At 38.8% G+C, this 17229-nt stretch carries 14 protein-coding genes; all 14 read right to left on the minus strand.

The window, feature by feature from the left end; all coding sequences use genetic code 11:
* Positions 1–15 precede the first annotated feature (15 nt).
* The 14 genes from RWP19_RS05065 to dusB all read right to left on the minus strand — a co-directional run bounded on the left by RWP19_RS05065 (position 16) and on the right by dusB (position 17147).
* Entirely contained in the window at positions 16–777 is a 762-nt protein-coding gene (locus RWP19_RS05065; RefSeq protein WP_314356716.1) for an ABC transporter permease, read from the minus strand.
* Positions 778–808: 31 nt separating this feature from the next.
* Complete coding sequence (locus tag RWP19_RS05070; RefSeq protein ID WP_314356717.1) at positions 809–2791, minus strand: SpoIVB peptidase S55 domain-containing protein; 1983 nt, start codon at positions 2789–2791, stop codon at positions 809–811.
* 12 nt (positions 2792–2803) lie between these two features.
* Positions 2804–3088 carry a biotin/lipoyl-containing protein gene (locus RWP19_RS05075; protein WP_005387253.1) on the minus strand — a complete coding sequence of 95 codons (285 nt, stop codon included), beginning with the start codon at positions 3086–3088 and terminating at the stop codon, positions 2804–2806.
* Between the two features lie 88 nt (positions 3089–3176).
* The gene (locus RWP19_RS05080) at positions 3177–4520 is read right to left on the minus strand and encodes a phosphodiester glycosidase family protein (protein WP_314356718.1); all 1344 of its coding nucleotides are present in this window, start codon (positions 4518–4520) and stop codon (positions 3177–3179) included.
* A gap of 215 nt (positions 4521–4735) precedes the next feature.
* Positions 4736–6121 carry a rod shape-determining protein gene (locus RWP19_RS05085; RefSeq protein WP_314356719.1) on the minus strand — a complete coding sequence of 462 codons (1386 nt, stop codon included), beginning with the start codon at positions 6119–6121 and terminating at the stop codon, positions 4736–4738.
* Positions 6102–7367, minus strand: coding sequence for a UDP-N-acetylglucosamine 1-carboxyvinyltransferase (gene murA / locus RWP19_RS05090; RefSeq protein WP_105086170.1), 1266 nt, complete (start codon positions 7365–7367; stop codon positions 6102–6104). The genes RWP19_RS05085 and murA overlap by 20 nt, the downstream gene beginning before the upstream one ends.
* Before the next feature lie 165 nt (positions 7368–7532).
* Complete coding sequence (glpX, locus tag RWP19_RS05095) at positions 7533–8495, minus strand: class II fructose-bisphosphatase (RefSeq protein ID WP_285365438.1); 963 nt, start codon at positions 8493–8495, stop codon at positions 7533–7535.
* A 66-nt stretch (positions 8496–8561) separates the two neighbouring features.
* A complete protein-coding gene (fsa, locus tag RWP19_RS05100; RefSeq protein WP_314356720.1) occupies positions 8562–9206 on the minus strand; it encodes a fructose-6-phosphate aldolase in 645 nt (214 codons plus the stop codon).
* A 13-nt stretch (positions 9207–9219) separates the two neighbouring features.
* Positions 9220–10500: a serine--tRNA ligase gene (serS, locus tag RWP19_RS05105; RefSeq protein ID WP_314356721.1), complete on the minus strand. Its 1281-nt coding sequence runs from the start codon at positions 10498–10500 to the stop codon at positions 9220–9222.
* Positions 10501–10624: 124 nt separating this feature from the next.
* Positions 10625–11578, minus strand: coding sequence for a cation diffusion facilitator family transporter (locus RWP19_RS05110; RefSeq protein WP_314356722.1), 954 nt, complete (start codon positions 11576–11578; stop codon positions 10625–10627).
* Between the two features lie 102 nt (positions 11579–11680).
* Complete coding sequence (gene speC / locus RWP19_RS05115) at positions 11681–13870, minus strand: ornithine decarboxylase (protein WP_314356723.1); 2190 nt, start codon at positions 13868–13870, stop codon at positions 11681–11683.
* Positions 13871–14007: 137 nt separating this feature from the next.
* The gene (lysS, locus tag RWP19_RS05120) at positions 14008–15531 is read right to left on the minus strand and encodes a lysine--tRNA ligase (protein WP_295258235.1); all 1524 of its coding nucleotides are present in this window, start codon (positions 15529–15531) and stop codon (positions 14008–14010) included.
* 29 nt (positions 15532–15560) lie between these two features.
* Positions 15561–16034: a transcription elongation factor GreA gene (greA, locus tag RWP19_RS05125; RefSeq protein ID WP_295207284.1), complete on the minus strand. Its 474-nt coding sequence runs from the start codon at positions 16032–16034 to the stop codon at positions 15561–15563.
* A 126-nt stretch (positions 16035–16160) separates the two neighbouring features.
* Entirely contained in the window at positions 16161–17147 is a 987-nt protein-coding gene (dusB, locus tag RWP19_RS05130) for a tRNA dihydrouridine synthase DusB (protein ID WP_314356725.1), read from the minus strand.
* Positions 17148–17229 lie beyond the last annotated feature (82 nt).

Below are 17229 nucleotides of genomic sequence, written 5' to 3' on the forward strand. Positions count from 1 at the left end.
CCTCTAACGTATCTACTAATATAACAAGGTAGATAAAAAGTAATTTAATACAAACACTAAAATAATACTAGTTACTACCGAACTAGTTGTGGAGAAACCCACTGCTTCTGCTCCCATTTTAGTTTGCATGCCCTTATAAGCACCTACCAATGCAATGACAGCACCAAATACACTAGACTTCACAAGACCTAGTGTAAAATCTGAAATAGTAGAAAACATTTGAATAGAATCTAAATAGGTACTCGGCGCAAGACCTTTAATAGCAGTAGCTACAAAGTAACCACCTGCAATACCAATCACTACACCATAAAACGCTAAAATAGGCACCATAATCATACACGCTACTACACGAGGAACCACGAGATAACCAACAGGATCGACAGCCATAACACGGAGCGCATCAATTTGTTCTGTCACCTTCATTGTACCAATTTCAGCCGTGATAGCGGCGCCAACACGGCCGGCCAGTACAACGCCTACTAAAATAGGTCCTAACTCACGCCCCATAGCAACAGCCATAAGGCCACCCACAGTACTTTGAGCACCATATGTAATCAATACATCCGTAATCTGTAGTGTCATAACTGCACCAGCAAACAGCAAGGTTAAACTGATAATCGGCAACGAATCTACACCTAGGTGAGCCATCTGTTGAAATACATGCCACAGATTAATCATTTTTAGTTGTTTTATTGTTTGCCACACTAATAATGTAGCACTCCCCATCTGTGATAGTACGTGCATTACAGCACGTCCTATCGATTCTAGCCAATTCAACAGTCTAGCCCTTTCCCCTTACATTTTCAGCTTATTCAGCTGTATTAGTATCATTTATTTTAGATTCATCCTTTTTGCCAGGTGTCTTTGTGTCTTGTTTATCAGACTTTTTCACATCTTTTTTATTGGATTTATCCTTTTTAGATTGGTCTTCCAATTCTAATTTATGTTCCATCTTGATTTGATTTTTTACTTCTTTTACACGTTTAGCTAATGCTTTATCACGATCAGCTGGCTTCATAACTTGAATTGTAAATTGACCATCACCTTGAACGATGTATTCTGTATCAACAGCAGTCTTTTCAATTTGATTATCGTCATCTTTATTAGAGCTTAAATCTTCTTGACCAGTTTTTTTCTTTACATCCCCTGGCATAGGTTTTGATTCCACATCCTTAAGTTTAGCTTTTTTAACAGATTTGGAACCATCTTCATCAACAAGGCTAATGCCATCTTCTAAAAACTCTACAACAATTTGATTATTTGTATCAGTCTTTTGAATTTCATCATAAAGATCATCAAAATCTTTATGAACCTTTAATCGACGTAAGATTTCGTCAGTTAAATTGTATTTTTGCTTTTCTAATACATAAGGTAATGGAATTTCACCGCCCCCACGTACCTCTAAAGTATACTTACCAATAGCTTGATCCTCAGGAACTTTAAAGAAGATTTGCTTAACAACCTTCTCTCCTCGGAATGGCTCCAACGTTACATCTACAACGATTGTATCACCAGGAGAAACAATGGTGGAGGATGCAGAGGCATCAATAAGCTTTGCTGTTTTCTTATCTTGTGTTACCTCAGTTTCTACAGATATATCAGAGATTTCATAATTAATGAATCGGTTATTCATAAGAACATCGATAACATTGTAGAACTCATCAACAGCTTTCTCTGAAATAGAATCAGAACTATAGAACATATTAGTTCGTGTCAACGGTTTATGTTCTTTACCTCTTGGAGTGATAGTATAAGAAATCGTAGCTGTACCAGCGCCACTACGATCTAATGTTTTATTCAACATATTATATAAAGATGTAGCCGCTAAAGTCGGTGTCATTTCACTATCTTCAATGACCTTAACATAGCTAGTTTTATCACGCCCCATATCAAGGTCTTTCAAATGGAATCGCATAGGAATGCCTGAAGATATCACTCCAGATACACCAGCAATACCGGCACCTCTATCTTCAGTTACAGAACCAACTTCTTTGCCCATAGAACCCAATTTGAAAGCAGCATCATAGCTTTTAACGACTGTAAATATACTTGCATTATGCATGAAGTAGTTTGAAGAACCATGTTTCAAGAATGGATGACCAAAGGCAACAATCTTCTCACCATCTACATAGGTAACAGTACCAATAGCCCCTAGCTTTAGGTCACCATCAACTAATAATGCAGCTACAGATCCACCAGCCTCCAATGGTTTTGCAATTTCATCACCACTGGCACTAGCTGTATCATATGTTTCATATTTATATTGTGGCAGCTTGGATTTGAAATAATCCATGGACGCTGCATCAAAGCCATATGCCATAAGCGGAGTTCCAAGAGGGATCAATTGTTTATCATCCCATGGTTTAGAGAGGTTCTTCTCATATGGAATGTTCCATAATTTCACCATATCTTCGATAGGAGTAATCATCCCAATCGTACCATCAGCAAAGCCCCAACCATAGGCAACAGCACCAACGAGCTTACCATTTATATATACAGGACTACCACTCATGCCATGAGCAATGCCTCCAGTTTTTTCCATAACAGGACCAGAGAACTTTGCCAAAATAAGATGACCAGATGGCCCCTTATCCTTCATGACACCTAGTACCTTTACATCAAAGGTAGAAATGGTATCTCCTACAATTACAGTTTTTGCAATACCTTCCATACCTGTAGTTACATCATTGACAGGCATGAAATCAACAGCCTGTGCAGCTGTAAGTGAAGTACAGAAGAAAAGCGCCAGTATCGCTTTTCTATACCGACGCCAAGAATGAGAAAACTTCATTCCTTCTCTCCTTTATTTACTTTCTACTGTGACAACGATTTGATCACGAGAAACGTCTGAACCCACTGTAACATTAACCGCCGTTACAGTACCAGTTACAGTAGATTTAGCAGCAGCCATAGGGCCAGCCAACGTCTCTACAGTTACCAATGTTTGACCTTCTGTTACAGCAGAGCCAACGGAAACTGTAGAAGCAACTTTACCTGTTAATACACTTTGGTATGATACAGGGGCCGCCATTACAGAGCTAACACTCAAAATACCTAAAGCGGCTAAGGCCAACACTACTCTTTTCATAACGATCCCTCCTTTTACAAAATTAGTTATGTAATTATAGTATACTAAATTATTACTAATATTTCAAACAAAATTGTATGCAACGAATTCATTTTATAATTATAATATCCTCATAGGTCGTAGGATTTGGAGTAGCTTTATGTACGTACGCATCATTAACCACTAAATCAATGCTACCTTGATTTGATAATTCAGCACCATCTACGACGCCTAGCTTAGATAACAGTTTGGCCCCCTCTTGTTGTGTGACCCCTACGGATTGAAGACCTACTTTATCAACAGTAAGGATCACTAAATTATGATCTTTTGTGGTTCCTATGAAACTACGAGCTTTATTATTAGTCCCATCAGCGCCTACATAATTGCCATTCTTCAATACCATAGCGCCCGCTTGTAGTGCTGCACCACCTGTGGTAGTAACTTGTGCTAGCTCCGGTCTATTTTGAATCGTAATCGATGTGCCCACTTTTAATTTACGCAGTGCATCTCTTGATTCCCCATGCCCAGATAATACATATTGGTTTTCTCCAATTTTAGAATTTCCTTTTTGACCACTAACGACCTTACCATTGGCTACAGTCACTTCATAGCCAAAGTCATTAGTTTTTGTAGATGGTCCATATGCTGATGTATATAGAGTCAAGGCATTTTCTTTACGTCCTGTATTAACAGAGGTAATTAGGAAGGTATCTTTTTGCGTTTTAGCTTGTAATAAGGGTCTTTTTTCCTCAATAAAATAACCGCGATTTGGTGTATATCGCAAGGTGCCACGATTAGAGATACGCTCTAAATCAATAGTGCCATCACTAGCTACCGAATAAGGACGATCAAAACTTCCGCCCTTTACCTTTGCTCCAATTACAGCAGTATGAGATTGAATCACAGATGATAAGGCTTTTCCTTCTGGAACATGGGCTACTACCATAGGTGAATCATTATCAACAGATAACGCAAAGGCTTGAATCTTACCTTCTGCTACAGTGTTATTAATCTTGCTATATGTAACGGATTTATTTACATCTTTTGTTGTTTGTTGATCATAGCTAGAAAATAAATCCACTACAATACGCGATGGCTTTTCCAATGTAAACTCATGGTGTTGTACATCCTTATTAGCCGTCAATGTTACTTGTAAAGCACCATTAACAGGTTGCAAGCCAATACCTTTTAAAACACCTGTTTTCGTGTTATTTTGAGCTACAGGTCCAGTCAATCCATTTGTCGTGCCACCTAGGTTAAGGGTAAGAGCATGTGTGGACTCATTATAAGATTTAGTCCAAGATACAGGCATTTCAGATACATCTAATACGATTCGACTTGTACCTTCGTGATTAGATACACGTACACTAGTTAAATTTCCAGCTTCAGCATAAGGTATTGTACTGGCTAGGAAACCTAACACAGCAATAGTCATATATAAATATCGTTTCATTTATAATTCCTCTATAGCGCTAACCCATATTAATAGATTTATATTTATACATCAATTTTATACAATATACTTTTACTATAGTATACATCATAAAGATGAAAATTACAAAAAGGATGTACTAAAAAAGAAGTTACAATCTACCGTTATTCCATTTTTCAATGGCCTATTTATAGATAGTAACTTCCTCAAATTCTACATTATTTCAATAAAATATTTTATTGTAATTCATCCAATGTATCACGCAATTGTGACATTTCATCAAGAGCTTTTGCAACCCCTTTGATAACAGCATATCGCGGAGACTCTACCAAATAAGATGCAACACCGACAGAACGTGTAATAACACGATCTAAACCATCGATGAGAGCACCGCCACCGGTTAGAATGATTCCATGATCATTAATGGCAGCCACTAGTTCTGGTGGTGTTTTTTCTAAAATCGATTTAATACCTTCTAGAATATTCATCACTTGCGCCTCTAAGGCACGTTGAATTTCCAGGGAATTAATTGTAATCGACTTAGGCAATCCAGAGCTTGCATCACGCCCTTTAACCTCTATAGTTCGTTCCTTAGCACGTCGATCTACGGTGCCAACAGAAATCTTTATCTTTTCTGCTGTTAACGGTCCAATAACAAGTCTCTTCTTACGACGTATATAACGGATAATAGATTCATTGAAGGAATCTCCCCCAATACGAAGGGACTCACTCACAACTACGCCGGTATCGCAAAGAACAGCAATATCAGTAGTACCGCCACCTACATCGACAACCATAGCTCCAACTTGTTCAGCATCATTGAGACCTGTGCCCATAGCTGCCGCTAATGGTTCCTCTATAAGAACAGTCTTTTTAGCGCCTGTTCTAAGTAACGCCTCTAAAATAGCACGTTTTTCAACAGGTGTTATTCCAGATGGCACACATACGATAATACGCGTTTTCATCAATCTAGAAGCAGGCACAACTGATCGAATAAAGTATTTTAACATAAACTCCGTCATATCATAGTCCGCAATAGCACCAGCTTGAACAGGGCGAATAACTGATATTCCTTTAGGCGTACGTCCGATCATAGTACGTGCAGCTTCGCCTAATGCTAGAATATCACCTGTTTTATCATCTCTTGCAATATAAGCAGGCTCATCTAAAACTAACCCCTTACCTTTAGCGAAAATAAGAATATTCGCAGTTCCTAAATCGATACCTAAATCAAAGTTTAATGAACGATTTAATCGTCCCATTAAATCGCCAACTTGTTCAGGACGAACTAGACGCTTCAATGTCATAGCAGGGGTCGTTTTAGCAATAGCTACTGTCTCACGATTACGACGCTCAACACGGCGCATTTTGGTGACTTTAACCATTGCTTCGCGCATATTGGAAGCTAAATGGCTAGCTTGCTTTGCTACGCCTTCTGAAAGCTTCGTAGACTTTCGTTTCGTCCTCCGTAATGGTTTACGATTAGAATTAGTTTTAGCATTTTCAACCTTTGCAGCGCCTAAGTTTTGTTGCTCGTTGTATAAAGCCGGCCCTTTTGAGCGCCGGCTTCGTTTCTTTTTATTCTGTTTTGGCTCTGTACTTTTATTCGTCAACCCGAACAATATCAGCACCTAACCTTTGCAATTTACCTACGAAATCATCATAACCACGATCGATATGATGTAGACGACCAACTTCAGTTCTACCTTCTGCAGTCAACGCAGCACAAACAAGAGCCGCACCTGCACGCAAGTCTGTAGCATTAACTACAGCACCATGTAAACGTGGCATACCTTCTACAATCGCTTGACGATTGTCTATATCGATATGGGCACCCATTTTGCGAAGTTCTGCAACGTGCATGAAGCGATTTTCAAATACAGTTTCTGTTACAGTACTTGTTCCTTCAGCGATTGTAGTAAGCGCCATAAATTGAGCTTGCATATCTGTTGGGAAACCTGGGTATGGTAATGTTTTAATATCAACAGCTTTAATGCCTTTGCCAGTACTGATAACGCGAATACCATCAATTTCTTCCTCTACAGTAACGCCAGCTTCTTTTAACTTAGCTACTACTGGTTTCAAATGTTCTGGCAATGCATTTTCTACAAATACGTCGCCACCAGCCATAGCAGCGGCAATCAAATATGTACCAGCTTCGATACGGTCAGGAATAACCGTATGAATTGCACCATGTAATTGAGGGACACCTTCAATGCGGATTACATTTGTACCAGCACCGCGAATATTAGCGCCCATTGCATTCAAGAATGTTGCTAAATCAACGATTTCAGGTTCTTCCGCAGCATTTTCGATAACAGTTTTACCTTCAGCCATGGAAGCTGCCATAATTACGTTTTCTGTAGCCCCTACACTTGGGAAATCCAAGTAGATTTGAGTGCCTTTAAGACCTTCTGGAGCATGAGCATATACATAATCTTCAGTAATTTCAATTTTAGCACCTAGTGCTTCGAACGCTTTTAGGTGAAGATCGATGGGACGTGCACCAATCGCACAACCACCTGGCATGGAGATTTTAGCCTCTCCTTTGCGCGCCAAAAGTGGCCCCATCACAAGGAAAGATGCACGCATTTTGCGTACAAGCTCATAAGGAGCTTCCGTAGCAGTCAATGTAGACGCATCGAAAATAATTTCATCATCTGCTTTATTACGAGTAATTTTAACCCCTAAAGACTCGATAACTTGGCAAATTGTACCTACATCTTCCAAATTTGGAATTTCAAGTAATTTACTAGGTGTTGATGCTAGCAAAGTACCGGCAATAATAGGGAGTACCGCATTTTTAGCACTACTAACACGTACACGGCCTTCCAACCGGTTGCCACCTTGAATGATTAGCTTTTCCAACAGAATTCCTCCTACACTTTATATCGATCATCTTGTATGAACTACAAGACGTTGTATTTATAACGTCATATACTAAATGTTATTATACTATTTTTCGATATATCTCATCAAGAGACTGTAAGAAAATACTGAGAAAAAAGCCCCTCATTTTGAGGGGCCAAATTCTTATTTTGCTTTTAAGGATTTTAACTTGTCATCCATATGCACTGTATCTAAGAAACGAACAGTACCTGTTTTGGAACGCATTACGATAGTATGTGTACGCGCACCACCTGGGAAGTATTGAATAGCATTCAATAAATTACCGCGAGTAATAGCAGTAGCAGCAAAGATAACATCATCTGTACGAACTAAATCATCCAATGTAAGTACTTGATTTACATCGGTAATACCCATTTCATGACAACGACGAATTTCTTCTTCTGTTTCTGGTTTCAAGCGCGCTTGCATATCGCCACCTACGCATTTTAAAGCTGCCGCAGCCAATACGCCTTCTGGTGCACCACCAGTACCAACAACCATGTGCACACCAGAACCTTCAATACAACATTCCATAGCTGGGTTAACATCGCCATCAGAAATTAACATAATACGTGCACCAAGATCACGCGCTTCTTTCATCAAGCCATGATGACGCTCACGATCAAGCATTACAAGTGTAATTTCATCAACATTGCGATTCATTTTTGCAGCTACATTTTTAATATTTTCTGTTAAAGATTTAGTAATATCGATAGCACCTGCACCACGAGGACCAACACAAAGTTTTTCCATATACATATCTGGCGCATGTAACAAACCACCTTTTTCAGCAATAGCCATAACTGCAATCGCACCATTTTGGCCTTTTGCAATCAAGTTTGTGCCTTCGATAGGATCAACTGCGATGTCTACTTCTGGGCCACCCGCACCTACATGTTCACCAATGTAAAGCATAGGTGCTTCATCGATTTCACCTTCGCCAATAACAACTGTACCAGAAATACGAACAGAATCAAATGCTTGACGCATTGCGTCTACAGCCAAACCATCCGCTGCATCCTTTTGACCACGACCGAGCAAACGACCACTGCGCAAAGCTGCCGCTTCAACGACACGAGCAAATTCCAAAGATAATGTACGATCCATAATAGGCCTCCTTATAAGTCCTGTGTGTATTGTAATATGACTCTTACATCGAGCCGAATACTTAACTTATTGATTAGCTTGTTTCCAATCTGCCATGAACTTCTCAAGTCCTGCATCCGTCAATGGATGTTTCATAGCTTGCATAAGTACTTTGAATGGCACTGTAGCAATATGAGCACCCGCTTTAGCACATTGAATGATATGCAATGGTGTTCTCACACTAGCTGCAATAATTTCAGTTTCAATACTATGAATAACAAATATATCTGCAATGTCTTGAATTAATGTAAGACCATTCATGCTGATATCATCAATGCGTCCAACAAATGGACTCACATAGGTAGCACCTGCACGAGCAGCTAACAAAGCTTGGTTAGCAGAGAAGATTAAGGTTACATTAGTTTTAATGCCTTCTTTGCTTAAAACTGCAACAGCTTTAAGACCTTCTGGAGTCATAGGCACTTTAATAACTACATTAGAGCCTAATTTTACAAGCTCATGAGCTTCCGCAATCATACCTTCTGCATCAGAAGCAATAACCTCTGCACTCACAGGGCCCTCTACCAAATTAGCGATTTCAGAAATAACTTGTTTTAAATCGCGTTTAGCTTTCACGATAAGGGATGGATTAGTAGTAACACCATCGATAAAGCCAAAAGCATACGCCTCTTTAATCTCATCAAATTCTGCTGTATCAATAAAGAACTTCATCAAATGCCCCCTCTTATTTTGCTGCCTTGATTACTTCTACGCCACCCATGTAAGGCACAAGGACCTTAGGAATCACAACAGAACCATCAGCTTGTTGGTAGTTTTCCAAGATAGCTGCTACTGTACGACCTACTGCAAGACCAGAACCATTTAATGTATGAAGGAATTCTGGCTTACCTTTAGGTCCACGACGGAATTTAATATTTGCACGACGAGCTTGGAAATCAGTCATATTAGAGCAAGAAGAAATCTCTCTATACTTGCCTTGAGCTGGCATCCATACCTCTACATCATATGTTTTAGCAGAACCAAAGCCAATATCACCTGTACAAAGTGTAATTACACGGAATGGCAACTCCAATAAGCGCAATACTTCTTCTGCATTATCAGTCAATGTTTCTAATTCTTTGTAAGAATCTTCAGGTTTAGCTAATTTAACCATTTCAACCTTGTTGAATTGATGTTGACGGATAAGACCACGTGTATCACGGCCTGCAGAACCTGCTTCAGCACGGAAGCACGCAGTAAATGCAGTATAGTATTTCGGCAATTCCTCTTCGCTCAAGATTTCACCGCTATGATAGTTAGTCAATGTAACCTCTGCAGTAGGGATCAAGAAGTATTCTGTATCCTCTACATGATACATATCTTCAGCAAACTTAGGTAATTGGCCAGTGCCTGTCAATGTCTCACGAGTTACCATATATGGAGTCATCATTTCAGTGTAGCCTTGTTTGTCTACATGAAGATCAACCATAAAATTAATAAGAGCACGTTCTAAACGAGCACCTAACCCTTTATATACAGTAAAACGAGCACCACTCATTTTACCAGCACGATTGAAATCTAATATATCAAGATTTTCACCTAGATCCCAGTGTGCTTGTATATCAAAGTCAAATTGACGTGGTTCGCCCCATTTACGTTGTTCCACATTTTCATCTTCATCAGTACCAACAGGAACAGATGCATCGCACATGTTTGGCAACATCAACGCCGCGTCACGTAATTTTGCTTCTACACCGCGAATACGATTATCAAGCTCAGAAATATCATCGCCTACTTTTTTCATTTCTGCGATTTTATCATCCGCATTTTCCTTATTTCGTTTTAATTGGCTAATTTCTTCAGTTACAGAGTTACGAAGAGCTTTTAATTCTTCCACCTTACCAATTAACTGACGACGTTCATCATAAGCGGATACAAAGGTTTCCAAATCGCCTTTTGTATGGCGATTGTCTAGGTTTTGTTGCACTAAATCAATATTTTCACGGACAAATTTCAAGTCTAACATACTATAAACCTCATCTTCCAACTATGCTACGAACAATATATTTAATACGTTTAAGTATACCATATATTGGTGTATTTATCATTAAATTATAAGTTGTCTACTAGTTTTGTAATTAATTTTTATACTATTCATCATCGTCTTCTTCTAGTAAATAATCTTTAGCCATCCATTTTCTGGTTCCTGTGAAGGAAATCGTTACCCATTTTTCCGAAGGGTTTCCTCCGATTTCTTGATCAATTTCATTGCGAATAGCATCGATTTCTGCAATTGTTTGATACGGAAAGCTCTTACGAACTAAAATATCAATTTCAATAATTCTAGTGTTACCATATACTTGTACACTGGAAACATAATCTTTGAAATTGTACTTTTCCATATAACGATCCATAATTTCCTGCACTTCATTGTGCAACGAAGTCGGTGCCCACCCCAATACTTGTTTTACAGATGGGATGATAATGCGGAACGCAGACGGTATCATTTGTACCGCTAATACAACGAGAACTATCGGGTCAATATAAGATGCCCAATCAGCATACTCAGTTCCTTCTAACATGATAGCCACGACGAAACTGATCAAGATGGCTGCTTCTAACAACGCATCAACATACCAACTTACATTATCAAATTTAATTAGGTTGGACTGCAGACTTTTATTAATGCGACGTACATATAAGTAATATATTGTGTCCGCCACTGTAAAGAAGATGGCATAATAAATAGCGGGTCCAAAATCTACATGACGACCACCCGATATAAGATCTGTAATACCACTAGATAAGGCATAGATTACAATTAGTAATATAAAAAGTCCTTCTACGGCCAATACTAAGGGCTCAAACTGCCAATATCCAAACTGAAAGCGCTTACTTGTTTCACGTGCTATTAACTTAGCTGTCATTAACATCATGATCTTAATAACAACATCAACAAAGGAAAATACACCATCTAATAAGACTGCACTAGATCCCGTAACAATCCCCATTATAGTACCACTTACTGCTACAAGAGCCATCAAACCAACGGATTGCATCAGTAGCTTTTGTTCTATAGAACGCCTTGCGCCTAATATATCCATCAAGTCCCCCACTTTCTTAATTTATATATCGGTTCATTATACACCAAGAAGATTGATGTGCAATATAAGGTCATACTCTTCAATCTAGCGAGATTAACTATATTAAATAGATTTATCATATTCTTTTTTTAATACATAGCTATATGCTTTTTGATAGCCATCTGATTGTTCTGTAATGTATACACCTTGTATTTCTGGTGCAAAACCAGGCAGTTGATTAATACCTTCTTCTAAGGCTAAGAAATAGTCGCAAGCTGTCTTGGACCAACGCTCCCCTGGTTGCACACATATTACCCCTGGCGGATACGGAAGAGCCCCTTCAAGGGCAATACGTCCTTCTGCTTCGCTTAGCGGTATTAAGTCTCCTTTATTTCGTTGGAACTCAAAATTTGCCTCTTGTGGATTCATTACATAGTCAGGGAAGTATTCACGCGAGAATAATCGCTGTTGCAGAAGGCTTACATTTCTAGACTTATAAAAGTCATGCATTTCTTGGCATAAGTGACGAATGTGGTAGCCTTTATATTTCTCTATATGACTATAGTAAATTGATGGCAATACCTCTTCCATCGGTGCATCGCGATCTATGAGTTCTTCAAATCGAATGAGTTCCGCCACGAGTGCATCCATTTTACGCTTAGATTCTGCCGGTGTCATAAGAAATAAGATTGTATTTAAATCACATTTTTCAGGGATAATTCGATTTTCCCGTAAATAATTAGCAAGAATATTCGCAGGAATACCAAATTCTTCATATACTCCAGATTCCACATTGATTCCTGGTGTAATCAGTTGGAATTTGCAAGGATCGATGAAATACTGCCCTTCACCATAGCCCTTAAAAGAGTGCCACTTAGCCTCTGGCTCAAAAGCAAAATAATTTACATCCCCCGCCATATCGTGCGTATTTCCATCTTCCCATTTTTTGTCATGCACTATCGGTGGTACTAAAGGTCGGAGATATTTGCATTGTTTCAATACGTCTTTACGAGCATCAATAGCCACTTCAACACATTCACGCCATAGTTTTTGTCCCAACTCACCTTCATGGATTTTTGCATTTACATCGAGAGATGCAAACAGTGGATAAAATGGAGAAGTAGATGCATGCATCATAAAGGAGTTATTAAAACGTTTATGATCGACATAACGATCTTGCCCTTTTATATGGCAATCCTTTTTATGAATTTGAGATGTTTGTGAAAAGCCAGCTTGTTGCTTATGCACTGATTGAGTGACTAAAATTCCAGGATCATTTGGACCTAATTCTAACAGCAACGGACTACAATCTTTCATCATAGGGATAAACTGTTCATATCCGACCCAAGCAGAGTCAAAGAAAATATAATCACAAAGATGACCTATTTTATCTACTACTTGACGAGCATTATAAATCGTACCATCATAGGTTCCCAATTGAATAACTGCTAATCGAATAGGGCGCTTTGAATTTGCTTTTTCAGGTGATTTTTCAGCCACTAATTGACGTATATAACTTTCATCAAAGCAATGATCTAATATACCCCCAATAGAGCCAAAGGGATTACGTGATGTTTCAAGATATATAGGTGTAGCACCAGACATAACTAAACCACCATGGCAGATAGATTTATGATTGTTACGATCATATAAAATAATATCCCCTGGAGTTAAAAGAGCATTCAGTACTACCTTATTAGCTGAAGATGTACCATTCAACACAAAATAGGTTTTATCAGCATTATAAACTTTGGCTGCATGAGCTTGCGCATCATAAGCATAGCCTTCATGAATTAAGAGATCCCCTAATTTTACATCTGCATTACAAAGGTCTGCTCTAAATATGTTTTCTCCAAAGAAATTGTAAAAAGCACGACCTGTAGGGTGTTTATAGAAGAACTGACCACCTTGATGTCCCGGGCAATCAAACTGCAAATTTTGGTCTCCCACATAATCAGATAAAGCACTAAAAAATGGTGGTAAAATAGATGCTTCATAATTTGTCACAAGTTTCTCTATCTCTAATGTACAGTCATCGATACTTATAGATGAGAGCTCTATAATGGACGTGATACGATTTTCATAAAGAGATATATCTTTAGATACATCAGATGTATCAAATCTTAGGACAATAAGAGGGATACCAAAGGAGCTAATTTGATTATTATTCACAAGCTCTAGCTCACCATCGCCGATAACAACGGCACCTACATCTGTAAAATCTGTTTCAAAAATACCAACACATGTACGTCCCTCTATAGATTTAATTTTGGATTGTACGAAATCAGATAAAGCAACCTTTAAATGTTTCACAGCCTCCTCCTTTCATAACTTTGGATTTCACTCTACATATACTATCAGAATACATATAAAATAAATCACAGTATTCAAAACATATAATGAATAAAAAAGCCCCCTACTCAAAGAATAGGGAGCCTTTTGCTTTTAGATTATTCAGCTGCTTCTTCTTCAGCTTCAATATGCTTAGGAGCTTCTGGTTTCATCAACGGGAACAACAATACATCGCGGATGGATGCAGAGTCTGTCAAGAACATAACAAGACGGTCAATACCAACACCTAAACCCGCTGTTGGAGGTAAACCGTATTCAAGAGCTGTAACAAAGTCTTCATCCATTCGATGAGCTTCATCATCGCCAGCTTCGCGTTCTTTCAATTGATCCAAGAAACGTTGTTTTTGGTCGATTGGGTCATTTAACTCGGAGAAGCCATTTGCTAATTCACGGCCATAAATGAATGCTTCAAAACGTTCTGTAGCCAATGGATTTTCACGACTTGCTTTCGCAAGTGGAGAAATTTCTTTCGGATGACCATATACGATAGTTGGTTGAATCAAATTTTCTTCTACATAATCTTCGAAGCAAAGATTTAAGATTTTACCAACACCATCATTTTCTGTGTATTCTACATTTAAACGATCGGCAATAGCACGAGCTTCTTCTACTGTAGTAACTGCATCAAAGTCTTCACCAGTGTATTTTTTTACACCTTCAGCCATTGTGATACGATTCCAAGGTGGAGTCAAATTGATTTCTGTACCTTGATATGTAATTTCTTGTGTACCTAGAACTTCTTGAGCACAGTAAGACACAAGATTTTCAGTTAAGCGAATTGCATCCTCAACATCGCCATAAGCTTGGTAAGATTCAATAGTAGTGAACTCTGGGTTATGACGGTTGTCGATACCTTCGTTACGGAAACAACGGTTCATTTCGAATACGCGATCCATACCACCAACGATCAAACGTTTGAGGTACAATTCTGGTGCAATACGCATGTAAATATCGATATCAAGCGCATTATGGTGTGTGATAAATGGACGAGCAGCAGCACCGCCAGGGATAGCATGCATCATTGGTGTTTCTACTTCCATGAAACCATCACGCATCATGTATTCACGAATTTTAGCAACGATTTGGGAACGTTTAACAAATGTATCACGCACTTCAGGATTTACAATCAAATCAACATAACGTTGACGGTAACGAAGTTCTGTATCTTTTAAACCATGCCATTTTTCAGGTAATGGACGTAAAGATTTAGACAACAAGGTTAATTTATTAACTTTAATTGTAACTTCCCCCGTATGAGTTTTAAATACGTGACCTTCTACACCGACGATATCACCGATATCGAGCATTTTTACGTATTTATAGTTATCTTCGCCCAAGACATCTTTACGGAAGTATACTTGAATATCACCAGATTTATCACGCACATTCGCAAATGCCGTTTTACCATGGGAACGAATTGTCATCAATCGACCTGCAATAACTACAGGTTGACCGTCATATTTCAAGAAGAAGTCATCTTTGATTTCTTTTGCATTATCTTTTACAACAAAACGTTGACCAAATGGATAGATACCATCTGCTTCGTATTCAGCCAATTTGTCGCGGCGAATTTGCATTTGCTCATTCAGCTCTTCTTGTACATTTTTAATTTCTTCACTCATGTTATCGCCTCTTCGTCAGTAAATGAAAATTATTGGATTGCTAACACTTTGAATGTAACAGGGCCATCTGGTGTGGATACTTCTACTTCATCACCTGTACGTTTACCCAAAATAGCCTTGCCTACAGGAGATTCGTTAGAGATACGATTGTTGAATGGATCCGCTTCAGAGGAGCCAACGATAACATATTCTAATTCATCATTGTACATTGTATCTAGTACAGTTACTTTGCTACCTACAGATACAACATCACCTTTTACAGATTCGTCGATGATTTTCGCAGTGTTAATTTTATTCTCAAGCTCTACAATATGACCTTCAATGAAAGCTTGTTCGTTTTTTGCATCGTCATATTCAGAATTTTCACTAATATCGCCATATTCAATAGCAGTCTTAATACGTTCAGACACTTCAATACGACGTACAGATTTATAATATGTTAATTCTTCTTCTAATTTCTTTAAACCTTCGGCGGTAAGTAATGTTTCTTTTACGTCTGCCATGGGTACCCCACTCTTTCTACCTATAAATTAAATAAGAAAAAAGTGCCATAGTAAGATGACACCTTATCTTTTATTTCTAAATTATCTTAACCATTATATAAAAATACTGTACATTTGTCAATCTGACTACATTTCAGACAGTATTTTACGATATGATTCAAGCTCATTGTGAAAGCTTGTTACGGCATGAATTGTATTCACACGATTTCGCCAATATGCAGATTCAGGGAGTCCCTTCATATACCAGCCTGCGTGAGTGCGTATTTCCTTAACAGCCATACTCTCACCTTTGTATTGACATAATAGATCAAAATGCTGTAACAACATGTCGAGACGTTCAATATCGGTCGGAACTGGTAACACTCCACCAGTCGCTAAATAGTGGTGAATGCGATCAAAGATCCACGGATTTCCCTGTGCACCACGACCAACCATTACCGCATCACAACCCGTTTCATCGAGCATGCGTTTCGCATCCTCCGGTTCCACTATATCACCATTGCCAATGACTGGGACAGACACAGCCTCTTTTACAGCCTTAATATAGGACCAGTCCGCATGACCGCTGTACATTTGTTCCTTTGTACGGCCATGTACGGCGATAGCTGCGACCCCTGTAGATTCTATACGTTTTGCAAAGTCCACTACATTGATAGATTCACTATCCCAACCAATGCGCATTTTCACCGTTACAGGCACATCAACAGCCTTAACAGCTGCCTCTGCTACGCGTGCAGCTAAGTCAGGATTCTTCATAAGTGCAGAGCCATCACCAGAGGAAACAACTTTTTTAACAGGACAGCCCATATTAATGTCTACAATCTCTGCTCCCGCATCGGCTACAACCTTTGCACCGATTGCAATAGCTTCTGGATTAGATCCAAAGATCTGCATAGAAACAGGGCGTTCTACTTCTTCAATGCGCAACAATTCATGAGTGCGCTCATTTTTATATTTAATACCCATAGCACTTACCATTTCGGTACATACTAAGGCGGCACCATGTTCTTTGGCTAGTAGACGATAGGCAATATCGCTAACCCCTGCCATTGGCGCTAATATAGCCTGACCATCTATTGGGACGGACCCTATTTGCCATTGTTTATTATTCATATAATTCTATATTCCCTAACAAAAAGGGTACAGCATAAGCTGTACCCGAATGTACACTACTTCATTACATATATGTAACTAT

It is taken from the genome of uncultured Veillonella sp. (assembly GCF_963522475.1).
Taxonomy (GTDB): Bacteria; Bacillota; Negativicutes; order Veillonellales; family Veillonellaceae; genus Veillonella.